This is a genomic window from Anaerobacillus alkaliphilus, assembly GCF_004116265.1.
Classification (GTDB): domain Bacteria; phylum Bacillota; class Bacilli; order Bacillales; family Anaerobacillaceae; genus Anaerobacillus; species Anaerobacillus alkaliphilus.
Window position 1 is genome coordinate 203,263 of sequence record NZ_QOUX01000032.1, and the last position, 26,228, is coordinate 229,490.

A 26,228-nucleotide genomic window follows, 5' to 3' on the forward strand; every position below is an offset into this window, starting at 1 on the left:
ATGGCAACGGCTGATAAGGTTATTAAAGGTGGAGCGTTTTTATTAGACGATATTACGGCTGATAAAGTTTTTACTCCAGAGGATTTTACTGATGAGCAATTAATGATTGCAAAAACAACGGAAGATTTCGTGGTGGAGCAAGTTGTACCAGAGATTGAGCATATTGAAAATCATGAATTTGACCGTTCTGTTCGCTTATTAAAAGAAGCGGGTGAACTAGGTCTATTAGGTGCCGATGTTCCTGAAGAATACGGCGGAATCGGTTTAGATAAAATTAGTTCTTCGTTAATCACAGAGAAGTTTGCACTATCTGGGTCTTTCTCTTTAAGCCATGGTGCTCACGTAGGGATTGGTTCACTTCCTATCGTATTTTTCGGTAATGAAGAGCAAAAGCAAAAGTACCTACCTGGTCTTGCAACAGGTGAGTTATTAGCAGCATATGCTTTAACTGAGCCAAGTTCTGGATCTGATGCATTAGGAGCAAAAGCTACAGCAAGATTAAATGAAGCTGGTACTCATTATGTATTAAATGGTGAAAAACAATGGATCACAAACGCTGGTTTTGCAGACGTATTCGTTGTGTATGCAAAAATTGATGGTGAACACTTCTCGGCTTTCATCGTTGAAAGAGAGTTTGAAGGAGTATCAACTGGTCCAGAAGAAAAGAAAATGGGCATAAAAGGATCTTCTACACGTACATTAATTTTAGAAGATGCTTTAGTTCCAAAAGAGAATTTACTAGGTGAAATTGGTAAAGGTCACGTCATTGCCTTCAACATCCTTAACGTTGGTCGTTATAAGCTTGGGGTAGGTTGTGTAGGTGGTGCTAAGCGTGTGCTTGAAATCTCTGTGAAATACGCAAACGAGCGTAAGCAGTTTAAGCAACCAATTTCTCAATTTCCTTTAATTCAAGAAAAGCTTGGAACAATGGCGGCAAAAACGTACGCAGCAGAAAGTTCAATCTACCGTACAGGTGGTTTAATTGAAGATAGCTTCAATGCATTATCAGATGAAGAGAAAAACGACGGCAAAGCAGTTGCGAAAGCAATCGCTGAATACGCAATCGAATGCTCTTTAAATAAAGTATTTGGTTCAGAAGCACTAGATTATGTGGTTGATGAAGGTGTTCAAATCCATGGTGGAAATGGCTTCATGGCTGAGTACGAAATCGAGGCTGCTTACCGTAATTCTCGTATTAACCGTATTTTTGAAGGAACAAACGAGATTAACCGCATGTTAGTCCCTGCAACAATTTTACGTAAAGCGATGAAAGGTGAGCTTCCATTCCTTGAAAAAGCTACTTCATTACAAGAAGAATTAATGATGATGATGCCTCAAGAAATTGGCGATGAGCCACTAGAGCAAGAAAAATATTTAGTGTCTATGGCTAAGAAGGTCTTTTTAATGGTAGCTGGAACAGGCGCTCAAAAGTTTGGTCCCGCACTACAAAAAGAGCAAGAAATCTTAGCAAAGGTTGCTGAACTAGCTAACGAAGTGTTTGCGATGGAATCAGTCGTTCTAAGAACTGAAAAAGCAATTGACCGTAACGGAGTTGATGCTAACAACCAAAAACTTCTGATGACGCGAGTATATTGCCAAGAAGCATTCAACCATATCGAAGCAACAGCAAAAGAATCATTAGTTGCTATGGAAGAGGGCGATACTCTACGTACGATGCTATCAATCCTGCGTAAGTTAACTCGTCACACACCAACAAACGTTGTAGCTCTAAAACGTGAAATTGCTCAAAAACTAATTGAAGCAGAACGTTACGTAGTTTAATCGACCTTACATTGTTTACAAATTTGGAGCCAAAGGCTCCAAAATATTAATAATCCTCCTTTCTAAAGAAAGGGCATTCTCCTCTCTACTAAACTCAAGTGAAAAAGTCCCATTATGGGGCTTTTTCGCTTTTTTATAGATTAAAAATTAAATACCCAATACGGGTATTTTTTTAAGTTTGGATCATAAATGTGCTTGTTTGGACTGTAAATCGTATAGTTTGGACAGTAAAGTTGTAAGTTTGGACTGTAAATTCCCTATTTTGGACTGTAACCTAATAATAACTTCAGAAGAAAATGAAAAGATTAAATTACCGAAAAGAGATTCCCCACATTAGAGTATGAACATCGGCTTTGGTTAGATAATAAGAACGTATAAATGATCAATTTTTACGAAAAGGGGTAGCGAAATGAAGGATCAAGAAAACGAAATAGTCTATGATGGTACACTAGAGCTCGACCGTTCATTTGTCAAAGAGTTTAATGGGATAGATGCAACTGTTCAACAAGGGATTCAAGAAGCTTGGAACTCCGGAATTAATGATAAAACATTAGAAAAACGAGCAGAAGATATGAAAGATCGAATGGATTCATAGTATGATGAAGGGGGGATGGGAATTGTCCTATTCCTTTTTTATTTGGCTGTTTTAGCAAAGTTTGTTTCTTTCGTAAAAATCCCAAAATCCGGCTTTTCACACAAAGTACTCAGAATTCACCACTAATTTAGTAAGTATCTCTTTTCTTACATAACTTAGTGTGTAATAAAGCATTTTTCTGATTATTTAAGGGTGAAAAAGCAAGCAACAGTTTTTTTGTGCGACGAGTAACCGCAGGAGCAAAGTTTACGAAAAGAGCCTTTCATTATGCGATAAAGGAGGAACATTGCGATGGCAATCACGTTTTATTCGTACCCTAAATGTGGGACATGCCGAAATGCTAAGAAATGGTTGGAAGCGAATGGGGTAGACTTTGAAGAGGTACATATTGTTGAGAACCCACCTACACATGAAGAAATTAAAAGCATGTATGAAACAAGCGGGTTAGAGTTAAAAAAATTCTTGAATACAAGTGGGCAAAAGTATCGTGAGTTAGGACTGAAAGATAAGATTAAGGTTGCTTCAGAGGAAGAGGTTATTGAATTGTTAAGCTCTGATGGCATGTTATTAAAAAGACCAATTGTTACAGATGGAAAAACAGTAACAGTAGGTTTTAAAGAAGAACAGTTTGAGCAAACTTGGAAATAGAAGTTTTTAATTTATTTCAAAAACATACAATTGAGAACTTTAAACTCTAAACTAATAAAGGTATAATAGAAACAGAAAGTTTTTCTACCATAATGTGGTTAATTAGAAGGTTGGAGGGAACAGAAATGAATATACCAAAAGAGTTAAGATACTCAGAAGAACATGAATGGGTAAAAGTTGAAGGAAACCAAGTACGTATCGGAATTACTGATTTCGCACAGTCAGAATTAGGTGATATCGTGTTTGTTGAACTTCCTGAAGTTGGAGATGAGATTCAAGCGGACGAGCCATTTGGTAGCGTTGAGTCTGTTAAAACTGTTTCTGAGCTTTACGCTCCTATTAGCGGTAAAGTAGTTGCTATCAACGATGGTTTAGATGATTCACCTGAATTAGTTAACGAATCTCCATATGAAAACGCATGGATGATTGTAATTGAGCCAAGTGATAATTCAGAATTAGAAAAATTAATGTCTGCTGAAGAATATGAAGCAATGATTAAACAAGATTAATACCAAAAGCTCTCGACCAGTCAATCGGCCGAGAGCTTTTATATTTTGCCTAATCCTTTAGGTTTTTCATTTTCCATTTTACATTCTACATGAGTTACCCACAAACAATTCACAATTCAAAATTGACAATTGACAATTCTCCTTTAACACCAACCCATATCGCAATCATCTACATACTTCTTCGTATACTCAGTCGTATCGTCTTCTTGTTTATAGATCTTATCATTTTTAAACTCAAAGCCTTCAGCCATTTCATAGTGATTCCCTTGATTCGTCAGGATGATCTGTCCAACTTTTCTTTCATCAAGGAAAAGACTCATTCGACTTCCTTCTTCTAGCTTGCCTTGGACTTTGCTTGTGATATCAATTTTCTTTTCCAATGGTTTCCCTCCTAGTCCCTTTTACTAATAGCGTACCCTAGATTTCTCGAATGTTTTAAGGTATTAAATGGGAGTAAAAAAATAGTTCAAAGTACTTTCAAATTTTCTGGAAATCGACTATTATATTTAGGGACGCGAAATATGTGCGAGAAGGAGTCAACCAAGTGGGCAAATTTTTCGGAGATTGGAATACCCAATATAAAGGCTACAACAGCAATGTACGATTATTCTTGCTGTCATCAATTTTGGGCCATATCGGTATGGGTATTTTCATGATCATCTATAATTATTATATTCGTGAGCTAGGTTTCGATGAACAAGTGAATGGTAAAGTGATTGCCATGACAGCTACAGCTCAAGCCATTATGCTTCTTCCAGCGGGGATTTTAAGTGATCGCATTGGAAGGAAAAAAGTGATTTTTATTGGAGGCTTGCTATCAGCGATTGTCTTCTTATCAAGGGCAATTTTTGTTGAAGAATCGCTCCTTTTAACAGCTGCTTTTCTAAGCGGTATTTTTATGGCATTCATTCAAGTATCAACAATTCCACTCCTAGCTGAGAATTCAAATGAAAAGCAAAGAGTGCATCTATTCAGCTTTAATTTTGCGATTATGATGGTCGCTAGTGTGATTGGGAATATGTTAGGCGGAAGTTTGAGTGATGGTCTCCAAACGTTTTTATCCTTGGATGGCGTTACAAGTATCCGAATAACATTAATCATTGGAGCTTTATTTTTCTTTTCCTCCCTCATTCCAATCGTGAAGATACGGGAGCGGAAAAAAACAGTTACTGAAGTGAAAGAACGAAAATCATATTTGCATCTTTTAAAAACCAATAAGGGTGTAAAAATTATCTTACTATTTGCTGTTGCTCAATTGATTATTGGCTTCGGTTCAGGCTTAGTAATTCCGTATTTAAATCTTTACTTCACGGACCGTTTTGAGGTTAGTAAGTCGCTAGTTGGGGTCATCTTATCATTAGGGCAAGCGATGACTGCAGTAGCGATGCTGATCGGCCCACTAGTCGTTTCTCGTTTTGGTGAAGTTCGGGCCGTAGTCATTCTACAGCTATCTTCAATTCCGTTTTTGCTACTGACAGCTTTTACAGAAAATTTGTTATTTGCTGTTTTAGGCTTTTTATTCCGCCAGGCATTAATGAATGCTGGAAACCCAATTCAAATGTCGCTAATGATGCGAAGTGTTGATGACTCGATGAAAGGGCTAGCTAACTCTGTTGGACAAATGGTGTTTAGCTTAGGTTGGGCAGTCATGGGACCAGTCTCAACGGGGATAGTTATGCTTTACGGTTCCTATTATGGATATGCATATGTATTTTCAATTACGGCCGCATTATATGTAATCGGCTCTGTTTACTTCTTCTTAGTATTTAGAAATGTTGATAAGCAAAAAGTAGAGGAAGTTTCAATTACTACGAAGCCTGCTGGGTAAAATTCGAATCACACAAGGATATTCACATTGCTGTAGCGAATACAGTCTATAGGAATCTCCTTGGGGGTATATAAAGATGAAACAAGTATTAGAGTTCTTTCAACGTAGATATAAAGACTCACATCACTTACACACTTTATTTAAGGAACGGCCGTTTACGATTGTATTTGAGGTTGAAACAGAACTTTATCCAGTCACAATTCAAGCAGAAACCATACAGCTTTTGAGACATACAAGTGAAGATGTAAAAATAGACGTTTTCATTCAAGGAAAAGAAGGTGCGCTTAGGAAACTTCTTCAGGGAGAGGAACGGCTACAATACTTGAAAAAGCTGGACGAAATTACTGTTCAAGGGACATACACATCTGTTTTAAAGGCAGAAACATTTTTGTACTTAAATTGCACTTCAAGCAGTTAAAAATTGCCAAAATAAATTTTTATAATAATAATTGACAGTATTTAAACACCCGTGGTAATATTTGATCTGTTGAAAAAATATTTGAAAATAATTTAATATCTCTTATCAAGAGAGGTGGAGGGACTGGCCCGATGAAACCCGGCAACCGCTAAGTGATTATACTTAGGACTGGTGCCAATTCCTGCAGAGCTTGGGCTTTGGAAGATGAGATGGATGAACCTATCTATTAAACCTTTCTGTGCTACTGTGCAGAAAGGTTTTTCTATATGTTAAGTGTCCGCCTGAAATGGAATTTCTAGTAGAAATGTCCACGAAAGGTGCCTGGCACCCTTGACATTTTAACGCGTTAATCTAAGTAAACCGATGTGAATAATACCTATAAAACAATAAAGGGGTGAACCTTGTGATAACATTAAGCTCGTTAAAGAAAGTGTTTCAAACGAAAGATGGTCAGGTAACAGCCGTTGACAATATTAACTTAACAATTAATAAAGGTGAGATCTATGGCATTATTGGTTATTCGGGTGCAGGCAAAAGTACGCTAATCCGAACACTTAACATGTTAGAGCGACCAACTTCAGGAACGGTAGAAGTTGCAGGCAAAAATTTATCTGCGCTTAGTAAAAAAGATTTAAGATTAGCTCGCCAAGAAATCAGCATGATCTTTCAACATTTCAATTTGCTTTGGTCAAGGACGGTTCGTGAAAATATATCCTTTCCCCTTGAAATTGCTGGTGTACCAAAAGAAAAACGAAAAGAGCGAGTAGAAGAATTAGTTAAGCTTGTTGGATTGGAAGGTAGAGGAGAGTCATATCCTTCCCAACTAAGTGGTGGTCAAAAGCAGCGTGTCGGTATTGCCAGAGCGTTAGCTAACAATCCGAAAGTATTATTGTGTGACGAAGCCACATCTGCGCTCGATCCAAAGACGACAGACTCAATTTTAGATCTTCTTGTTGATATTAATGAGAAATTTGGCCTAACAATCGTTTTAATTACACATGAAATGCATGTAATCCGAAAAATTTGTCACAGAGTTGCTGTGATGGAAAACGGGAAAGTCGTTGAGGAAGGACCTGTACTTGATGTGTTCCGTCAGCCTACGCAAGAAATGACAAAAGAATTTGTTAAGCAAGTTACAGAACCAGAAGAAACAAAAGAGACGGTGAAACATCTTCTAGAACAAACAAAGACTGGTAAGGTCGTTCAACTAACGTTTGTTGGTGGCGATGCGGAGAAACCGTTAATCTCGCAAATGATCCGTTCTTTCAATATTGATATTAATATACTACAAGGGAAGATTTCACAAACACAAAATGGGCCTTACGGTGCGTTGTTCGTTCATGTCGATGGCGAGGCGAGTGAAGTAGATCGTGCGATTCAATTTGTGAAAGATAAGCAAGTAAAGGTGGAGGTGATTGGTCATGATTAACGAGTTACTTCCTAATGTGAAATGGGATCTAGTTTGGGATGCCACGAAACAAACTTTATATATGACTTCCATATCAGTAGCAGTGACGTTGGTTTTAGGAATTATTTTAGGTTTGGTGCTTTACTTAACAGACAAAGGGAACCTTTGGGAAAATAAAATGATCCATGCATTAACAGCAGCAATCGTTAATGTTTTTAGATCAATTCCGTTTATCATCTTAATTATCTTATTAATCCCTGTCACGAAAGTTCTTGTTGGAACGATGCTAGGGGCTAAGGCAGCATTGCCAGCACTTATCATTGGTGCGGCACCATTTTATGCGAGAATGGTAGAAATTGCACTGAGAGAAATTGATAAGGGTGTAGTTGAAGCGGCTCAGTCAATGGGAGCAAATCATTTTCAAATCATCTATAAGGTTTTAATTCCAGAATCGCTCCCTGCGTTAATTTCCGGTATTACGGTTACTGCGATTGCGCTTGTATCTTTTACAGCTATGGCAGGTGTCGTGGGAGCTGGTGGACTTGGTGACTTAGCATTCCTCGATGGGTTTCAACGTAGTCGTAACGATGTAACATTTGTAGCAACAATCGTAATTTTACTGATCGTCTTTGTCCTTCAATCGATAGGGGACTTTTTCAAACACGCAACAGACAAACGTTAATGAATTTCTTTTCTCATTTGGGAAAGAAGTAAACTATAAAAAAACAAAAGAAAAGGGGTACTATATAACATGAAAAAGTTAGCAGGAATTTTAAGTGCAGCATTTCTATCACTTGCATTAGTTGCTTGTGGTACAGCAGAAGAACAACCAGCTGAGCAAACACAAACAGCAGGGGAAGCAACAGGAGAAGTTGTAAAATTAGTAATCGGTGCATCAAATGTGCCACACGCTGAAGTTCTAGAGGCAGCGGCGCCAATTTTACTAGAAGAGGGAATTGAGATTGAAGTTGTACGTTTCCAAGATTATGTGTTACCAAACCAAGCGTTAGCAGGCAATGAGTTAGATGCAAACTATTTCCAACACATTCCTTATTTAACAAGACAAAACGAAGAGCATGGGTATGGTTTTGTGAATGCTGGTGGAATTCACATTGAACCAATCGGTGTTTACTCACAAAAGTGGGGTAGTCTAGAAGAGCTTCCAGAAGGTGCAGAAATTCTTATGAGTAGTGCTGTGCCGGACCATGGTCGTATCTTAGCAATGTTAGAAGAAAAGGGATTAGTTACGTTAGCTGAAGGTGTAGGAATTAATGCTACGCTAGAAGATATCATTGAAAATCCAAAGAACTTTAAGTTTAGTGCGCGTTTTGAAGCTTCATTATTACCCACAGCTTACTTAAACGGCGAAGGTGATGCAGTATTAATTAACTCAAATTTTGCACTAGGTGCTGGTATTTCTCCTGGTAAAGACTCAATCGCGCTTGAGTCAGCAGATGTAACAAACCCTTACGTGAACGTAATTGCAGTCCGCGCTGGTGATGAAAATCGTCCTGAAATTCAAAAGTTAGTTGAAGTGTTACAATCAGAAGTGATCCGTAATTTCATCTTAGAAAATTGGGGCGGCGACGTAGTACCTGCTTCTAAATAATAAGGAACAAAAAGCGAGGAAGTTAACCAATATGGCTAACTTCCTTTTTCTTAATTACGGCAGTTTAGTGAAGATTTCCTAGTTTACCTTGCAAGTGAATTTCTATAATTTACAATTAACAAGAGACATACTTTACATTGGAAGGAAGTTTTCTTGATGCCAGAGGAAACAAGACGGAGGATTTTGGAAGCTGCGATGAGTTTAATGAGTATAAAAGGTTATACTGCGACAACCACAAAGGAAATAGCTCAAGTAGCAGGAATTGCAGAGATAACTTTATTCAGAAAGTATCATTCCAAACAAGAAATACTCGATAATTTAATTGAAACCTACACATCTTCGTTTAAACATAGATTATTTTCAGATAATGCTTTGGTCTATGACCTTGAAATAGATCTTGCTAACGTAAGTAGAATATATCAAACCTTCATGGAAGAAAACCAAAGAATTGTTCTATTAGCTTACAAGGAAAGTGGTATTCATGATGAGATTTCTGAACGGCTAACGGCAAATCCTAGGCTTATGAAAGAATATCTCGTTGGGTATCTAGAGGAAATGAAAAGAAGGGAAGAAATAAACAATCTAGACATTGATCTAACTGTTATGAGCTTTATGTGGATGAATTTAGGTTACTTTTCTTCAAAATTTATTTCAGTTAAAAAAGTGGCGATTGTTCCATTAGATACCTTTATTGAACATAGTGTAAAAGTTTTTGCAAAAGGGTTAAAAAATCCCAACTAATGCATTCATAAATCACATCCTGGAAACTCATACTATCATTGTTAACTAACCGAAAGGGGTAATTGATGATGGATGAAATGATGAATACTGGTTCGTATGAAGAGATCCTTCACGACTATAAGTTGGGTTTAGGCCATTTCACAGAAAAAATGCCGCATATCGCAAGAAAGTTTAATGCTTTTACGGAAGCTTGTTTTGAGGAAGGGAAGTTATCTCAAAAAGAAAAGCAATTAATCGCCTTAGGAATAAGTGTTTATTCTCAGGATGAATATTGTATTATTTATCATACAAAAGGCTGTATTGACCAAGGTTGTACTGAGGAAGAGATTTGGGAAGCTATTGGTGTAACAGGGGCGTTTGGTGGAGGCGCTGCAATAAGCCAAGCGGTAACGCTAGTACAAGATTGTATGGAAGAATTTAGTCAATCGATTAATTAAATTACGTTGCAAGAGAATTGGCTCAAGTTTAGCTAATTCTCTTTTTTTATCCTAATACTTTTAAATGTTCTTATTGACATTGTAAAAAAAAGGGAGTAAGATAGTCTCTGTCAACTAACTGTATTACTACTCATAGTACACGCAATACAATTTTTGCAGAAACTGTAACCTTTACCTAGGCTCGAACGTCAATAAAATATATCAAACATAAAGGAGTATTAGTATGTTTAAAAAGCTAGTTACAAATCATTTTCCACTTTTATATTTACTATCCATCCCTTTGTTACACACAATTTATGATTACTTAAATAAGAACCATACAGAAGCAACAAATATTATGACAACCATCGATAAACAAATTCCTTTTATACCTGAATTTATTATTCCATATATCGGTTGGTATTTTTTTATGTTTTTTTACTTAATCTATTTCTATCAAAAAGATAGAAAAATATATTACGAGAGTTTAATTGCTACAAATGTGGGGATGGTCGTATGTTATCTGTTTTATTTCTTTTTCCAAACAACCTTTCCAAGACCAGTGGTAACAGGAAATGAGTTCCATATTAATTTAGTCCGATTTATCTATTCCAATGATCAGCCTTATAATTGTTTTCCGAGTATTCATGTTCTTACAACGTTTATCATCATGTACGGAATGTACCGAAGTGAGATTCATAGTTTTTTTAATCGATATTTTGTCTACGTCTTTGGCTTATTAATCATATTATCAACAGTCTTTGTTAAGCAACACTCTATTTTGGACGGTATTGCCTCTATAATCCTAGTGATCTCGAGTTTTGCAATTATTAGTAGGTTAGAATTGGCATCATTACTAATAATGAAGGAAAAAGTTTTAAAGCCAGCTTTGTACTATAAACAACACTCACATCACTAATAACCTTGAAATAGCTAGGAAAAGTGAGGGATTTTCCACATCTTATCGTTGAGAACGTGAGATCGCTGCTAAGGGAAACAGAGTCAACTATATAGCGCTAGAGACCTTTTGTTCAGATAAAGTGGTTATGTTACGATAAGACCGTAGTAAAAATGAGAAAGGGTTGATTTATTATCCATCAAATCGAGGTAGACCATACGAATGAAATGGAAAAAGCAATGCGCCAATCACATGGAATAGGTTATGCTGATTACAATCGAAAATTAGAAAATCGTCTCCGTGTTGAAAGAAGGCGAGAACAAGACCATAAAGAGTCAATGCAAATGGTATCGAATATTAGAATGAATATGAAACATTTATAGATACGAAAAGTATGCCAGAGCAGATTTCTGGCATACTTTTTATGTTCTTCTATACATGGGTATTTTTTTAGAGTTATTACAATTGATAGGAGTTTTCAATTAGAAATTTTCTTCATGAAATTGGTTAAAAACTCTAGACTTTTCTCAATTAATGCTTGATAATTGATTATTAGTTGGGGTTATCTAATTGAGAATTAAAAGTTCAACTCAAACTAGAGTGACATATATTTCAAACCGTGTACATGTTTTTAGGGGCAATAAGCAAACTAGGGATTGATACTATATAAAAATAGGAGGATTTCAAGTGAGATTTTAAGCAAAATGGACTTTCTATACATAGTAGTTTAAAAAGTATCGAAATAAAAGTCGTCAAACTTGAAGTGGAATTCTATTTGTTATAAGATTGTAATGAGAATAGATTGAGAATATAGGTTTAAAAATTTATATCGTAAATCTTAACATCGTTTAATGGAGGGAAAAAACAATGACAGCAACAAACTTAACAGTGAAAGACCTTCGTGTTGCTATTGAAGGGAAAGAAATCTTAAAAGGTTTTAACATTGAGGTTAAAGGTGGGGAAATCCACGCAATCATGGGACCTAATGGAACAGGTAAATCTACACTTGCTTCTGCGTTAATGGGACACCCGAAATATGAGGTGACCGGTGGAGAGGCTTCATTAAACGGTAAAGACCTTTTAGAGATGGAAGTAGATGAAAGAGCACGTGAAGGTTTATTCTTAGCGATGCAATATCCAAGTGAAATTTCAGGGATTACAACTGCTGATTTTTTACGTTCAGCTATTAACGCAAAACGCGGTGAAGGAAATGAAATTTCATTAATGAAATTCATCCGTCAATTAGATGAAAAAATGAAAGTGTTAGAAATGGATGAAGAGTATTCTCAACGTTACTTAAACGAAGGCTTCTCTGGTGGAGAGAAGAAACGTAATGAAATCCTTCAATTATTAATGACTGAACCGAAAATCGCAATTTTAGATGAGATCGATTCAGGTTTAGACATCGATGCACTTAAAGTTGTATCTAATGGCGTAAATGCAATGCGTGGTTCTGAGTTTGGCTGTCTAATCATCACTCACTATCAACGTCTATTAAATTACATCACTCCAGACTTTGTGCACGTAATGATGCAAGGTCGTATTGTGAAATCGGGTGGTCCTGAGTTAGCTCACCGTTTAGAAGCTGAAGGATATGACTGGATTAAAGAAGAGTTAGGAATTGAAGACGAAACTGTAGGGCAAGAAGCATAATTGGTCATTTAGAGGAGGTAAGAAAATGTCAGTGGATACGCAACTACAATTTGATCGTGAGTACGTAACCAACTTCTCAAAAGACGCCAATGAGCCTGAATGGTTCCTAAATCAACGCCTTTCGTCTTTAGAGCTAGTTGGAACAAAAGAATTACCAAAACCTGATAAAACAAAAATTGATAATTGGAACTTTAGCCAATTTTCTCATACAGTAACAGCAGTAGGAACAGAGCTTCCTGAGCAAGTGAAAGGGCTTATGTCAGAAGATGATACGCAAAACGTCCTTGCTTTAAGGAACGGTCAACTTGCTCACTCAAAGCTATCAGCTCAATTAGAAGAACAAGGTGTTGTTTTTACTGATTTTGCTACTGCTTTAAAAGAGCATAGTGATTTAGTTCAAAAGTATTTTATGAAAGAAGCTGTCACGCAGGACGAAAATCGTTTAACAGCTCTTCATGCAGCATTACTTAATGGTGGGACGTTTATTTATGTTCCGAAAAACGTTGAAGTAGAGCTACCTCTTCAAGCAATTTATTCAATTGGTGGCGGTGCTGGGTTATTCAACCACGTACTAATCGTTGCAGATGAAAACAGTACAGTAACATATGTTGAGAACTATGTTTCTGAAGACAATGAAACAGCAGTTGCTAACATCATTGCTGAAGTTTACGCACTACAAGGTTCAACAGTTTCTTTTGGTGCAGTTGATAATTTTGCTACTGGTGTAACTACGTATGTTGTACGTCGTGGACATACTGAAAGAGATGCGAAAATCTTATGGGCACTTGGGCAGTTTAATGACGGTAACACTGTTTCAGAAAACAAAACATTCTTAGTTGGTGAAGGTTCGTTCACTGATAAGAAGACGGTAACGATCGGAACAGGTGAACAACGTCAAAACTTTACATCACATGTTGTTCATTATGGTAAACATACTGAAGGTTTAATTTTAACTCACGCTGTTATGAAAGATAGTGCTACCTCAATCTTTAACGGTATTTCTAAAATTGAGCATGGTGCTTCAAAGTCAAATGGAGTGCAAACAGAACGCGTCTTAATGCTAAGCGAAAAAGCGCGTGGTGATGCAAATCCAATCCTATTAATTGATGAAGATGATGTAACTGCAGGTCACGCAGCGAGTGTTGGCCGCATTGATCCACTGCAAATGTTCTATTTAATGAGCCGTGGGATACCGAAGAAAGAAGCAGAACGCCTTGTTATACATGGCTTCTTAGCGCCAGTCGTGAAAGAAATGCCTGTTGACGCTGTAAAAACGCGTTTAATCGAGGTTATAGAAAGGAAAGTTAACTAATGAATGTTAAAGAAGTCCGTAAAATGTTCCCAATCCTTGACCAACAGGTAAATGGCAACCCCCTTGTCTATCTTGATAGTGCTGCGACATCGCAAAAACCTATTCAAGTCATTGAAAAGTTAAATGAGTATTATCGTAAATACAATTCTAATGTTCACCGAGGTGTGCATACACTAGGAACATTAGCAACTGATGGATATGAAGGTGCGAGGGAGAAAGTTCGGAAGTTTATTAATGCAAAGTCAACGGAAGAAATTATTTTCACAAGAGGAACAACGACAGCACTTAATCTTGTTGCGTCAAGTTACGGACGGGCGAATGTAGGCCCTGGTGATGAAATTGTTATTACACCAATGGAACACCATTCAAACATCATTCCTTGGCAGCAAGTTGCGAAAGCTACAGGAGCAACTCTAAAATATATTCCTTTACAACAAGATGGTACGATTGATTTAGCTGATGTTGAAAACACAGTGACAGAAAATACGAAGATCGTATCAGTAATGCAAGTGTCTAATGTACTTGGGTGTATTAATCCAATTAAAGAGATTGCTGCAATTGCCCATCGAAATGGAGCAGTTATGGTCGTTGATGGTGCTCAAAGTACTCCGCATATGAAGATTGATGTGCAAGATCTAGACTGTGATTTCTTTGCATTATCTGCTCATAAAATGTGTGGACCAACTGGCATCGGTGCTCTTTATGGAAAGAAAGCACTACTAAACAAAATGGACCCAATTGAATTTGGTGGTGAAATGATTGACTTCGTTGGTCTGCAAGAATCAACGTGGAAAGAGCTTCCTTGGAAATTCGAAGGAGGTACACCAATTATCGCTGGTGCCATCGGCTTAGGAGCAGCGATCGATTTTCTTGAAGAAATTGGCTTAGAGAATATCGAGAAGCATGAGCATACACTAGCACAATATGCCCTTCATCGTCTAAGTGAAGTGGAAGGCGTAACGGTCTATGGCCCGCAAAAACGCGCTGGACTTGTTACATTTAATTGCGATGATGTCCATCCTCATGACGTTGCAACAGTGCTAGACTCTGAAGGGATCGCAGTAAGAGCAGGTCATCATTGTGCTCAGCCTTTGATGAAGTGGTTGGATGTAACAGCTACTGCTAGAGCAAGCTTTTACCTTTACAACACAGAAGAGGAAATCGATGCTTTTGTAAAAGCATTAATAAAAACAAAGGAGTACTTCGGCAATGTCTTTAGGTAATAATTTAGATACTCTTTATCGTCAAGTGATTATGGATCATTATAAAAACCCTCGTAATCGAGGTGAGCTTGAAGGGGATTCATTAACTGTTAATATGAATAACCCAACATGTGGTGACCGTATTCAACTACAGATGAAGGTTGAAGACGGAAAGATTGCCGATGCCAAGTTTATTGGTGAAGGCTGTTCGATTAGCCTTTCATCAGCATCGATGATGACTCAGGCTGTAAAAGGGAAATCTGTAGAAGATGCTTTAGCATTGTCAGAGATCTTTTCTAATATTTTGCTCGGTAAAGACTATGATGAAGATCGCTTTGATCTCGGTGATATAGAAGCTCTTCAGGGAGTAGCTAAGTTTCCAGCACGTATTAAATGTGCGACTCTTGCCTGGAAGGCAATGGAGAAGGGCTTGAACTCTGAGGAGTAATTAAGAATTAGGAATTAAGAATTGTGAATTATGAATTGAAAAACCTAAAGTGTTTAGGATGATATTTGATTGCTGGACAACAATAATTTCCTCATATTGAAGGAATTTTGTTAGCAAGAAATTATAAGGAGGGTTTTAAAGTGGCGAAAAAAATGCCTGATATCGGTGAATATAAATATGGCTTTCACGATAAAGACGTATCTATCTTCCGTTCTGCAAAAGGCTTAACGAAGGAAATCGTTGAGGAAATTTCAAGAATGAAAAAAGAGCCAGAATGGATGCTTGACTTCCGTCTTAAGTCATTAGAACAATTTTACAAAATGCCAATGCCTTTATGGGGTGGCGACTTAGCAGACTTACACTTTGATGATATTACGTATTATGTAAAACCTTCTGAGAAATCAGAAAAATCTTGGGATGAAGTTCCTGAAGAAATCAAAAATACGTTTGATAAACTTGGTATCCCTGAAGCAGAGCAAAAGTATTTAGCTGGGGTTTCAGCTCAGTATGAGTCTGAGGTTGTTTACCACAATATGCAACAAGATTTAACGGACTTAGGAGTTATTTTTAAAGATACCGATTCAGCACTACGTGAAGATGAAGAAATCTTTAAAAAGTACTTCGGAACAGTTATCCCTCCGGCGGATAATAAGTTCGCGGCGTTAAATTCAGCAGTATGGTCAGGTGGTTCATTTATCTATGTTCCAAAAGGAGTAAAATGTGAAACACCACTTCAAGCATACTTCCGTATTAACTCTGAAAATATGGGGCAGTTTGAAAGAACGTTAATCATTGCAGATGAAGATAGCTCAGTTCATTATGTAGAAGGTTGTACTGCACCTGTGTATTCTACAAACTCACTTCATAGTGCGGTAGTTGAAATCATCATTAATAAAAACGCATATTGCCGATATACAACGATCCAAAACTGGGCACCAAACATCTTCAACCTAGTTACAAAACGTGCGGTTGCTTATGAACATGCAACAATGGAGTGGGTTGACGGTAACATTGGTTCTAAGTTAACAATGAAATATCCTGCTGTTGTTATGAAAGGTGAGGGCGCGAAAGGAACAATTCTTTCAATCGCTATCGCTGGTAAAGGACAACACCAAGATGCAGGAGCAAAAGTTCATCACTTAGCGCCAAACTGTTCATCTACAATCGTTTCGAAGTCGATCTCTAAACAAGGCGGTAAAGTAACATACCGTGGAATTTGTCACTTCGGTCGTAAATCAGAAGGTTCTAAATCGAAAATTGAGTGTGATACACTAATCATGGATAACGAGTCTACATCTGATACAATTCCGTACAACGAAATTCTTAACAACAACATTACGTTAGAGCATGAGGCTACGGTATCAAAAGTATCAGAAGACCAATTATTCTACTTAATGAGCCGTGGTATTTCAGAGCAAGAAGCTACTGAAATGATCGTAATGGGCTTCATTGAGCCATTTACAAAAGAATTACCAATGGAATATGCAGTAGAGATGAACCGCCTAATCAAGTTCGAGATGGAAGGTTCAATCGGATAATAACAAAAAACGAGCCCTCGGGCTCGTTTTTTTTATTCATAGGCTCTTTTCGTAAACATTGTGGTTATTCGAACACAATAAATTGTCTTTAATTAGTGGTTTGTTACGTATTCAATGCAGAGGTTAGAAAAGATGCCCGCTAAACTTAGTGCAATGCCTATGCGACTTATTTTGAAAAGCAATAAACTTTGCGAAAACAGCCTATTAAATTAACAACCAAACTACTACCAAGGGCGTCTCGGTGGACGTGGAAATGGCGGTCTTGGATATGGTGGATAGAATGGCGGATAAAATGGTGGATACGGGTAAGGCGGGAATGGTGGATAATAAGGTGGATAAAATGGCGGTCTCCATGGATACCAAGGATACATAAAAGCACCTCCCTCATTAAAATTACTATATATTATTCAAGATAGTTACTATTGAGCCTTCTATCGAATAAAAAGGCTATTGTAGTAGAAAATTCAGTTTTATGTCCTAATTATTAAATATTTTAAAACATTTTATATTTTTTACTATCTAAATAGGGGAAACTCTTTCGTTTGTCGAAACAGTAGATAAGGGGGGAGTAGTTTGGATATTATGATAGATCAACTATTACTTTATCTTGGCATTGCACTAGTAAAATTGGTCATTGTCGCTGCAATTATTTATTTTCTCAGATCTCGAAAAAAGTAAGAAGCTTTAATTTTTACAGGTAAGATTCTAGATTTTACATTCTGATATGCATCGTTCATAATAAAAACATACTTATTCACACTAGAAAGTTGGGCATATGAATGGAATGGATTATCTTAATGGTAATTGGGCTAATCGCTGGTACATTAGGAAGTTTAATGGGCTTAGGCGGTGGCATTATCGTTGTTCCTGCTTTGATGATATTAAGTAGCTATTTAGCTATATTGGCTGGTATAACTCCACAAGTAGCTGTTGGTACATCGCTGTTAATTATGATTTTTACGGGACTGTCATCAACATTAACATATTTGAAACAAAAAACAGTAGATTTACGTAGTGGAATGCTTTTTTTCTGTGGTAGTGGACCGGGTGCTTTGTTAGGAGTCTATTTAAACAATGGAATTGATGCAAGACTTTTTTTAATTATATTTGGGTCATTTATTATTTTTATATCCTTTGTACTAATTATTAGAAAGAAACTAAAGCCAATTAAGCCAAGCAAACATGGAATTACACGTGAATATATAAACGTGAACGGCGATAAAATCGAATATGGATATCATCCACTGTTAGCCTTGTCGATCGCATTTTTTGTCGGGATGTGTTCAGGTTTATTTGGTATTGGTGGTGGCTCGATTATGGTTCCTGCCATGATCCTAATTTTTGGCTTTCCACCTCACCGCGCAGTTGCTACTTCCATGTTTATGATTTTTTTATCTGCAATTTTGAGTTCGATGACCCATATTAGTCTAGGAAACGTCGATTGGTTATATGCCTTAGCCTTAGTTCCAGGAGCATGGGTTGGCGGTATACTAGGAGCGAAAATTAACCAAAGACTAGAAAGCGATACAGTAGTCAATTTACTACGACTGTTCCTCATTCTTATTGGTATTCGACTGATTTATCAAGGACTGTTCTAAAATTTACAATGCAAAATGAAGATTTGTTCATTCTACATTCTACATTCCAAGGGGTGATTCCATGGGTACTCATAACATTGAGATTTTCTTTACAAATGATTTACATAGTCATTTAGAACAATGGCCGAAAATTATCACATTGTTAAATGGGGAACGAAACTACTTCAAAGAAAAAGGCCACGATGTCTTCATATTTGATATCGGTGACCACGTTGATCGTTTTCATCCCCTTTCGGAAGCCTCCATGGGAAAAGCAAACGTGCTGTTAATGAATGAAGTAGGTTATGACAGTGCGACGATTGGCAACAATGAGGGGATAACTCTGCCAAAGGAGGAGTTGTGCCAACTTTACACCGAGGCACAATTTCCAGTAGTTGTGGCAAACCTCTTTGAATTAAATGGGCAGCGACCAACTTGGGTGAAGCCGTATCAAATACTTCAAGTGAATAGTGGACTGAGGATAGGTGTTATCGGGCTAACGATGCCATATCGACCATTTTATGAAGCGTTAGGATGGGAGATTGAAGATCCATATAAAATCTTACCAACACTTGTAAAAGAAGTGAAACAACAAGCCGACCTTGTTATATTACTTTCTCATTTAGGGTTAAATTTTGATGAGGATATCGCCAATCAAGTTGATGGAATTGATATCATATTAGGCGGACATACTCATCATGTGTTAGAAAATGGATTACTTATAAAAGATACCATTATTCATCAAGCAGGAAAGTTTGGTACTTATGTAGGCCAGCTTTCATTTTCGTATGAGCCCAGTAGAGAAAAGATAACTGATTTTAAAGCTAGATGTATAGAGGTGAGTAACTTTCCTCCATGTCTAGAAACAGTTCAATACATGAAAGATTTAGCTTCCGAGCAACATTCTGTTCTTGATACAAAGGTGGGTATCATTGAAAGTCCATTAAACATCTCATGGGAAAAACCGAGTTCCTTTGCGAGCCTTTTAGCAAGTGCTATAAAACAATGGTGTGGTGGGGAAATAGGTATGATTAATTCAGGGCTCCTACTAGAGGATCTACATGAAGGTGTAGTGACAAAAGGAGATTTACATCGTGTTTGTCCACACCCTATAAATCCCTGTAAAGTAGAACTTTCAGGGAAGGTCCTAAAAGAAGTAATCTTACACTCTCTATCAAAGGACATGATCTATAAAAAAGTTAGAGGCTTTGGCTTTCGTGGAGAAGTTATGGGAATTATGGTCTTTGACGGTGTCACATATGAACAAAATTCTCTAGCAGATGGTCTAAGTCATATTTTTAACATTAGGGTTAATGGGAGAGAAATAGACTATAGGCGTACGTATCAGGTTGCTACATTAGATATGTTTACCTTTGGACACTTATATCCGTCCATCGCAGCAGCGAAAGTAAAAAAGTATTATATGCCTGAATTACTTCGAGATATCTTGGCGTGGAAACTTAAGGATAATAATGAATTGTGAATTATGAATTATGAATTACGAATTATGAATTATGAATTATGAATGATGAATTTTAATCGGGAAATTCAGCATGCGAAATTGGGTTAGCATCATGCACTTTTTTAGCTGTTTTTCATACTTCTATAGAGAGGACATTAGACTAACGTTGTTCTCACTAGATAGAAACAAGAACGAAAGTAGGTTCTAGCGTAGTGTCAGGAACTTTACAATCTTTCTTAATAGGAGTGTGGAAGATGCTGGAAATGTCACCAATTATTATTGACGGTCACCAATTTACTGCAGTTCAAATGAAATTACCAAAGACGAACTTCATGGCGGTGACTAACGACAAAGGTTATATCATGTGCGGTGCGTTAGACGTAGCGCTTTTTAATAGCAATGAGAAGCTTAGAGAAAGAAAGATCATTGCGGGTAGAGCGGTAGGGGTAAGAACAATTGATCAATTAATTGATGCCCCGTTAGAGTCAGTTACATTAGCGGCAGAAGAATTAGGAATTACTGTTGGGATGACTGGACGCGAAGCACTATTAAAAATGGTATAACGATAATTTGCCAATCTGATTTTTTCAGGTTGGCTATTTTGTCCTATAAAATGAACACTTATTGATTATCATCTAGTACTTTTGTCATTTGTTGTCGGAATGTCTGCGAAATTTGGCGAAATTTAAACACAATAACTAGATTTTTGTTTATAATAACATCAATAGATAGTATACTTAGATTTAATTTGCTTTCTTTAAATTGCTAAGTCTTAGAGTAGGGGAAATTATATGAGGTTAGTCACAACAAAATCATTAAAGGAAAATGATACTTTATGCAGGCCGGTATATCATGAAAATGGTAACGTGCTTATTCAAGCCGATATACCGTTATCTCAAAGAATTATCAATAGATTAATTAAATTAGGGATAGGGTACGTATACATTAATGATGAAATAACTAGTGACATTGTCGTAAAAAATGTTGTCTCTGAAGAAACACGATTAGAGGCCATTCAGACAATAAAGAAGGAATTTGCAGAAATTTCTAATCACTATGTTATTAATAAATCAATAAATACCATTCACCTAAGTAAAACTTTCACAAAACTCGTTCATAAAATTTTAGCAGATATTAAAACCGCTGATGATGTGATTTCAATATTGTCTGATGTATTTTGCTATGATTCCTATATTTTTACCCACTCTTTAAATGTAACGATTTATACAATTGGACTAGCTAAGGAAATGAAATTCACTGAAAAACAACTGTTTGAAATAGGTTTAGGAGCAATATTACATGATGTCGGTAAGATTATGGTACCTAAGGATATTTTAGAGAAAAACAGTAGATTAACGGCTGAAGAGTTTGCGATCATTAAACAACATTCAAGAGCAGGATTTGATTTGCTTCGTAATACACCGAATATTTCTCTCATTACGGCCCATTGTGCATTTCAACACCATGAACGTTTAAATGGCTCTGGATATCCACAAGGAATTAGTGGAGATCAAATCCACCGTTATGCCAAGATCTTAGCTGTTGCGGATGTATTTGATGCTTGTACCTCAAACCGCATTTATCGGAAAGCAATGCTTCCTCACGAAGCGTTGGAAATTTTGTATGCGGGTGCTGGAACGCTATTTGATAAAGAAATCGTGGAAATGTTTAGTAGAACAGTAGCTATTTACCCAACTGGTTTAACCGTCTATTTGAATGATGGGAGAAAAGGTGTAGTGTCGAAGCAGAATAAGTTTTTTAGTATGAGACCAATTATTCGGGTTTTTGAGCATGCAGGCCTAAGGGTAGAACCATATGAAATTGATTTACTTAAAGACCGTCACATAGCAATTATTGAATGTGAAGCACGCTTAGGAGTTGAACAATAGAGGATTACGAATGTAGAATGGTTATTAGAGTGTTTAGAAATCTAATACCGTTCTACATTTCTTATTTTAATTAGGGAAAGGATGCTTTTGATGGATCGACAGTATTTAAACTTATGTCAACATATCCTGGAAAATGGATCAGTGAAAACAGACCGTACAGGAACAGGAACAATTAGTGTTTTTGGTTATCAAATGCGAACAAGTTTAGCTGAAGGTTTTCCATTATTAACGACCAAAAAGCTTTCTTTGAAAGCAATTATTCACGAGCTACTGTGGTTTTTAAAGGGTGATACGAATATTAGCTACCTAAAAGAACACAATGTGAGAATATGGAATGAATGGGCAGATGAAAATGGTGATCTCGGCCCTGTTTATGGCAAGCAATGGCGCTCATGGACAGCACCAAATGGTCAAACGATTGATCAAATTTCTAGTGTTATTGAAGAGATCAAACGAAATCCTGACTCAAGAAGATTAATTGTGAATGCCTGGAACGTAGGTGAACTAAAAGACATGGCTTTAGCTCCTTGTCATTGTATGTTTCAATTTTACGTGAATGATGGGAAGTTATCTTGTCAGCTTTATCAAAGAAGTGCTGATGTGTTCCTTGGAGTTCCGTTTAACATAGCTTCTTATGCGTTACTTACGATGATGATTGCTCAGGTATGTGATCTAGAGCCAGGTGAGTTTGTTCACACTTTTGGTGATGTACATATCTATTCTAACCATGTGGAACAAGTAAAGCTACAGATGACTCGTGAACCTAAGCCATTACCAAAAATGAAGTTAAACTCTAATGTGACTTCTGTATTTGATTTCACTTACGAGGATTTTGAATTGGTCGATTACGATGCACATCCTCACATAAAAGGGCAGGTATCAGTATGATTTCACTGATTGTTGCCGCAGGGGAAAATAACGTGATAGGCTCAGACAACGTCATGCCTTGGCATTTACCAGCTGACCTAGCCTACTTTAAAAAGACAACAACTGGGCATGCGGTTGTGATGGGGAGAAAAACGTTTGAGTCAATAGGTAAGCCACTACCTAATCGAAAAAATATTATCCTGACTCGAGATCAACAGTTTGAGGTTGAAGGATGTGACGTCATTCATTCAGTTGAAGAAGTATTTGACTTTGAAAAAGGTCAGGAACTCTTTATCATTGGGGGAGCAGAGGTTTATCGTCAATTATTACCTCATGCAAACAAAGTCTACTTAACACGTATTCATAAAAGTTTTGAAGGTGATGCCTTTTTTCCAGAGCTTAATGATGGATGGCAATTAGTTTCAACTGAAAAGCATGAAGCTGATGAAAAAAATCCGTATCAGTATGAGTTTCAAATATATGAAAAAAGGTAGTCTCATAAAGATTATTATTTTGTCCCTCTTTGCATACACATGAAGTATGTGAAGGGGGATTTTACTTATGCTTAAGAGAAGAAGAAAATACCGACCAATGAAAGGTCCGCTTCCATTTCGTTATGTATTACTGATCTCATTTATTATTTTTATAATTATGACCGCCCAAGGTCTTGTCGTAGTTGAGAAAGGAATTCGTCCAACCTTGATTGAAATCGCCAAAACGGAAACACAGCGGATTGCAACTACTGCGATTAATGAGGCTGTGAGGAAAAAGACACTTGAGAATTCGGATTTAGAAAATGTAATTGATATTAATCCTGCTGGCAATGGAAGGGTATATACGGTTAATCCAATTGTTGTAAGCCGTGTGTTGCAGGAAACAACATTAAATGTACAGAGATATCTAAATGATGTGGCAAGGGGAAATGTCAAAAATTTAGCTATACCAGATGGAATTGAAATTGAACAAGAGAATGGATATCAGGAACAAGGGATCATTCATATGATTCCTCTTGGCCAGGCTACGAATAATGCTTTACTTGCTCACCTTGGACCAAAGGTACCGGTTAGGTTAACCGCGATCGGTGATGTAAAGTCATTTATACGTGATGAAATTGTGCCTGTAGGTATTAATAATGTATGGATTAACTTATCAATTGAGATAACAGTAGACGTTCGAGTCGTTATTCCTTTTGCGACAGAAACTGAAGTTGTCCAAACACTCATACCTGTAGGGTATATGTACATCCAAGGCGATGTTCCACAATTTTTCCATGCTGGTGGTAGTGACAGCAGTATGCCAATGCCTGCAATTATAAATCCACAAGACTTAAGCGATAGTCTAAACAACAACTAATATATGTTACTACTTTTGTCAGAACTAGCAATATTTTTTTGTTGATGTTTAATACGTACTGTTGATATAATTAACTAGTTAAAACTAAATATTTAATACCTCATCAACAGGTGAGGTAGAGGCGCAAAACTTATCAGTAGATTGCTTGAGGATGACAACTGTGAAGGCTTTTGAAAGGAAGTTTTGCCGAAGTGATAATGACTTTGTCAAAGGAATTATTGCTGGGGTGACATTGAAGAAGTGTCGCACTGTCACAATCTGTTTGCCCAATAGATTGTGGAGGACTACTAACCAAGTTGAGGGATATTGTTTACTTTTAAAGGTAGCAGTAGGTTCTCTATTGCTGCCTTTTTGTGTACATTAAAATCAGAATAATAGGAGGAAGCAAAATGGAAGGAACAATTTTTAGTTTAATTCCACCAATTTTAGCGTTAGTGATGGTAATGTTAACACGTCGTGTGTTGCTGTCACTTGGTGTTGGAATTGTAGTGGGAGCATTTATGATTAACTATGGAAATGGAAATGTCTTTATAGACAGTATCCAACAAATTTTTTCTATCGTTTATGGAATTTTTATTGATGAAGGTGCAATTAATTCATGGGAATTATACATTTTATTTTTCTTATTACTGCTAGGTATGATTGCATCTTTAATCGCGGTTACTGGTGGTAGTCGAGCGTTCGGTGAATGGGCAATGAGCCGAGTGAAAACGAGAGTAGGAGCACAAATTGTTACGGTATTACTAGGGATTATTATCTTTATAGATGACTATTTTAATAGCTTAACAGTTGGGAACGTCGGACGTCCGTTAACAGATCGTCACCGTGTCTCTAGAGCGAAATTAGCTTACCTAGTAGACTCGACTGCCGCGCCAATGTGCGTAATTGCGCCAGTATCAAGCTGGGGTGCGTATATCATTACCATTATCGGAGGAATTCTTGTTTCTCATAGCGTAACGCAATGGGAAGCACTGACTGCGTTTGTCTTAATTGCACCAATGAACTTTTACGCAATTTTTGCAGTATTGATGGTTATTGCTGTAATCTACTTTAAATTAGACATCGGCCAAATGCGTGTTCATGAACAACGTGCGATTGAAACAGGTGCCGTAGTCGATACAAGTAAAGGAACACCTCCAGGAGACCAAGGAGATGTACCAGCGACTTCTGGTAAAGTTGGCGATCTAATATGGCCAATCGTAACATTAATTGTTGCAACAGTGTTCTTTATGATTACAACTGGTATTGAAGGAGCTGAAGGTGATACATCAATTTTGGCGATCTTTGAAAATACAGATGTAGCTGCTGCACTTCTTTATGGTGGACTAGTAAGTTTAGCTATTACCTTAGCGTTAAGCTTCACACGAAAAGTCGAAGCAACGAAAATTGGCTTAGGATTATGGGCAGGAATTAAGTCAATGCTACCAGCTATTTATATTTTGATTTTTGCTTGGACAATTATCTCGATCATTAAAGATCTTGGCACAGGAACATATTTAGCTAGCCTAGTTCAAGAAACTAACTTAAACCTAGCGTATTTACCGGTAATCTTATTCATCATCGCAGGCTTTATGGCATTTTCTACAGGAACAAGCTGGGGAACATTTGGGATTATGTTACCGATCGCTGGAGATATTGCTGCTGCGACTGATGTATCGCTAATGCTTCCGGTATTAGCAGCAGTACTTGCAGGTTCAATCTTTGGTGACCATTGCTCGCCAATTTCAGATACAACAATTCTTTCGTCGACAGGGGCAGGAAGTCATCATATTGACCACGTCATGACACAGCTACCATATGCGTTAATCATCGCTGGTATCTCGATTGTTGGTTATTTAGCACTTGGCTTAACAGGAAGTGCAATTGTTGGTTTCCTAGCAGCAGCAGTGACATTTGTTGCTGTCGTAATAGTACTGAAAAAACTGTTCCCTGCGTTAAAAGGAGCATAGGTAAGTTAGGAGGGTGTCCCAAGAAGCTTTGCTTACTTGGAACACTCTCTTTTTTGGATAATTAAACGCATATTTCTTGTTTAAAAATTACATTATTACCAGCAAATAACGGAACTGATGTCCTTG

28 protein-coding genes and 2 riboswitches are annotated in these 26,228 nt (G+C 37.1%); of the genes, 26 read left to right on the plus strand and 2 right to left on the minus strand.

Annotated elements, in window-relative coordinates:
* From DS745_RS09870 to gcvH, 4 genes are all read left to right on the plus strand, one after another.
* The gene (locus DS745_RS09870) at positions 1-1,782 is read left to right on the plus strand and encodes an acyl-CoA dehydrogenase family protein (RefSeq protein ID WP_129078084.1); all 1,782 of its coding nucleotides are present in this window, start codon (positions 1-3) and stop codon (positions 1,780-1,782) included.
* Between the two features lie 409 nt (positions 1,783-2,191).
* Positions 2,192-2,377 carry a hypothetical protein gene (locus DS745_RS09875; protein ID WP_129078085.1) on the plus strand — a complete coding sequence of 62 codons (186 nt, stop codon included), beginning with the start codon at positions 2,192-2,194 and terminating at the stop codon, positions 2,375-2,377.
* Between the two features lie 291 nt (positions 2,378-2,668).
* Positions 2,669-3,025 (plus strand): arsenate reductase family protein, encoded by a 357-nt coding sequence (locus DS745_RS09880; RefSeq protein WP_129078086.1) that lies wholly within the window; start codon positions 2,669-2,671, stop codon positions 3,023-3,025.
* 125 nt (positions 3,026-3,150) lie between these two features.
* Entirely contained in the window at positions 3,151-3,534 is a 384-nt protein-coding gene (gene gcvH, locus DS745_RS09885; protein WP_129078087.1) for a glycine cleavage system protein GcvH, read from the plus strand.
* Between the two features lie 143 nt (positions 3,535-3,677).
* Here the strand turns inward: gcvH and DS745_RS09890 are convergent, their stop codons facing one another.
* A complete protein-coding gene (locus tag DS745_RS09890) occupies positions 3,678-3,914 on the minus strand; it encodes a YusG family protein (RefSeq protein ID WP_129078088.1) in 237 nt (78 codons plus the stop codon).
* Positions 3,915-4,078: 164 nt separating this feature from the next.
* Here DS745_RS09890 and DS745_RS09895 point away from each other — a divergent pair, with 164 nt between their 5' ends.
* The 14 genes from DS745_RS09895 (at position 4,079) to sufB (ending at position 17,005) form a co-directional block, all read left to right on the plus strand.
* Positions 4,079-5,362, plus strand: a complete 1,284-nt coding sequence (locus DS745_RS09895; protein ID WP_129078089.1) for an MFS transporter — start codon at positions 4,079-4,081, stop codon at positions 5,360-5,362.
* Positions 5,363-5,438: 76 nt separating this feature from the next.
* Positions 5,439-5,780: a hypothetical protein gene (locus tag DS745_RS09900; RefSeq protein WP_129078090.1), complete on the plus strand. Its 342-nt coding sequence runs from the start codon at positions 5,439-5,441 to the stop codon at positions 5,778-5,780.
* A 99-nt stretch (positions 5,781-5,879) separates the two neighbouring features.
* A riboswitch (SAM riboswitch) is annotated at positions 5,880-5,991 on the plus strand.
* 192 nt (positions 5,992-6,183) lie between these two features.
* A complete protein-coding gene (locus DS745_RS09905) occupies positions 6,184-7,209 on the plus strand; it encodes a methionine ABC transporter ATP-binding protein (RefSeq protein WP_129078091.1) in 1,026 nt (341 codons plus the stop codon).
* On the plus strand, positions 7,202-7,870 hold the full coding sequence (locus DS745_RS09910) for a methionine ABC transporter permease (protein ID WP_129078092.1): 669 nt from the start codon (positions 7,202-7,204) through the stop codon (positions 7,868-7,870). Before DS745_RS09905 ends, DS745_RS09910 begins: the two co-directional genes overlap by 8 nt.
* A gap of 69 nt (positions 7,871-7,939) precedes the next feature.
* Positions 7,940-8,797 (plus strand): MetQ/NlpA family ABC transporter substrate-binding protein, encoded by an 858-nt coding sequence (locus DS745_RS09915; RefSeq protein ID WP_129078093.1) that lies wholly within the window; start codon positions 7,940-7,942, stop codon positions 8,795-8,797.
* Between the two features lie 156 nt (positions 8,798-8,953).
* Positions 8,954-9,538, plus strand: coding sequence for a TetR/AcrR family transcriptional regulator (locus DS745_RS09920; RefSeq protein WP_129078094.1), 585 nt, complete (start codon positions 8,954-8,956; stop codon positions 9,536-9,538).
* A gap of 77 nt (positions 9,539-9,615) precedes the next feature.
* Positions 9,616-9,975, plus strand: coding sequence for a carboxymuconolactone decarboxylase family protein (locus DS745_RS09925; protein ID WP_129078158.1), 360 nt, complete (start codon positions 9,616-9,618; stop codon positions 9,973-9,975).
* 223 nt (positions 9,976-10,198) lie between these two features.
* Entirely contained in the window at positions 10,199-10,873 is a 675-nt protein-coding gene (locus DS745_RS09930) for a phosphatase PAP2 family protein (RefSeq protein WP_129078095.1), read from the plus strand.
* 206 nt (positions 10,874-11,079) lie between these two features.
* Positions 11,080-11,235 (plus strand): YuzK family famiily protein, encoded by a 156-nt coding sequence (locus DS745_RS24900; protein WP_196121230.1) that lies wholly within the window; start codon positions 11,080-11,082, stop codon positions 11,233-11,235.
* A gap of 484 nt (positions 11,236-11,719) precedes the next feature.
* Positions 11,720-12,505, plus strand: coding sequence for a Fe-S cluster assembly ATPase SufC (gene sufC, locus DS745_RS09935; protein WP_129078096.1), 786 nt, complete (start codon positions 11,720-11,722; stop codon positions 12,503-12,505).
* A gap of 25 nt (positions 12,506-12,530) precedes the next feature.
* Positions 12,531-13,817 (plus strand): Fe-S cluster assembly protein SufD, encoded by a 1,287-nt coding sequence (gene sufD / locus DS745_RS09940; protein ID WP_129078097.1) that lies wholly within the window; start codon positions 12,531-12,533, stop codon positions 13,815-13,817.
* Positions 13,817-15,040, plus strand: coding sequence for a cysteine desulfurase (locus DS745_RS09945; protein ID WP_129078098.1), 1,224 nt, complete (start codon positions 13,817-13,819; stop codon positions 15,038-15,040). Before sufD ends, DS745_RS09945 begins: the two co-directional genes overlap by 1 nt.
* On the plus strand, positions 15,027-15,467 hold the full coding sequence (gene sufU, locus DS745_RS09950; protein WP_129078099.1) for a Fe-S cluster assembly sulfur transfer protein SufU: 441 nt from the start codon (positions 15,027-15,029) through the stop codon (positions 15,465-15,467). Before DS745_RS09945 ends, sufU begins: the two co-directional genes overlap by 14 nt.
* A gap of 140 nt (positions 15,468-15,607) precedes the next feature.
* The gene (gene sufB / locus DS745_RS09955; RefSeq protein ID WP_129078100.1) at positions 15,608-17,005 is read left to right on the plus strand and encodes a Fe-S cluster assembly protein SufB; all 1,398 of its coding nucleotides are present in this window, start codon (positions 15,608-15,610) and stop codon (positions 17,003-17,005) included.
* Positions 17,006-17,229: 224 nt separating this feature from the next.
* Here the strand turns inward: sufB and DS745_RS24905 are convergent, their stop codons facing one another.
* Positions 17,230-17,376 carry a hypothetical protein gene (locus tag DS745_RS24905; RefSeq protein ID WP_196121231.1) on the minus strand — a complete coding sequence of 49 codons (147 nt, stop codon included), beginning with the start codon at positions 17,374-17,376 and terminating at the stop codon, positions 17,230-17,232.
* Positions 17,377-17,784: 408 nt separating this feature from the next.
* Here DS745_RS24905 and DS745_RS09960 point away from each other — a divergent pair, with 408 nt between their 5' ends.
* From DS745_RS09960 to DS745_RS09995, 8 genes are all read left to right on the plus strand, one after another.
* Positions 17,785-18,603: a sulfite exporter TauE/SafE family protein gene (locus DS745_RS09960; RefSeq protein WP_129078101.1), complete on the plus strand. Its 819-nt coding sequence runs from the start codon at positions 17,785-17,787 to the stop codon at positions 18,601-18,603.
* Between the two features lie 61 nt (positions 18,604-18,664).
* A complete protein-coding gene (locus DS745_RS09965) occupies positions 18,665-20,065 on the plus strand; it encodes a bifunctional metallophosphatase/5'-nucleotidase (protein WP_129078102.1) in 1,401 nt (466 codons plus the stop codon).
* Between the two features lie 233 nt (positions 20,066-20,298).
* The gene (locus DS745_RS09970; protein WP_129078103.1) at positions 20,299-20,607 is read left to right on the plus strand and encodes a YunC family protein; all 309 of its coding nucleotides are present in this window, start codon (positions 20,299-20,301) and stop codon (positions 20,605-20,607) included.
* 228 nt (positions 20,608-20,835) lie between these two features.
* Positions 20,836-21,933 carry an HD-GYP domain-containing protein gene (locus DS745_RS09975; protein WP_129078104.1) on the plus strand — a complete coding sequence of 366 codons (1,098 nt, stop codon included), beginning with the start codon at positions 20,836-20,838 and terminating at the stop codon, positions 21,931-21,933.
* A 90-nt stretch (positions 21,934-22,023) separates the two neighbouring features.
* Positions 22,024-22,821 carry a thymidylate synthase gene (locus tag DS745_RS09980; protein WP_277750915.1) on the plus strand — a complete coding sequence of 266 codons (798 nt, stop codon included), beginning with the start codon at positions 22,024-22,026 and terminating at the stop codon, positions 22,819-22,821.
* The gene (locus DS745_RS09985) at positions 22,818-23,294 is read left to right on the plus strand and encodes a dihydrofolate reductase (protein WP_129078106.1); all 477 of its coding nucleotides are present in this window, start codon (positions 22,818-22,820) and stop codon (positions 23,292-23,294) included. The genes DS745_RS09980 and DS745_RS09985 overlap by 4 nt, the downstream gene beginning before the upstream one ends.
* A gap of 67 nt (positions 23,295-23,361) precedes the next feature.
* Positions 23,362-24,153 carry a sporulation protein YunB gene (gene yunB, locus DS745_RS09990; protein ID WP_129078107.1) on the plus strand — a complete coding sequence of 264 codons (792 nt, stop codon included), beginning with the start codon at positions 23,362-23,364 and terminating at the stop codon, positions 24,151-24,153.
* A 108-nt stretch (positions 24,154-24,261) separates the two neighbouring features.
* A riboswitch (Lysine riboswitch) is annotated at positions 24,262-24,448 on the plus strand.
* A 94-nt stretch (positions 24,449-24,542) separates the two neighbouring features.
* On the plus strand, positions 24,543-26,102 hold the full coding sequence (locus tag DS745_RS09995; protein WP_129078108.1) for a Na+/H+ antiporter NhaC family protein: 1,560 nt from the start codon (positions 24,543-24,545) through the stop codon (positions 26,100-26,102).
* The last annotated feature ends 126 nt before the right edge of the window (positions 26,103-26,228 follow it).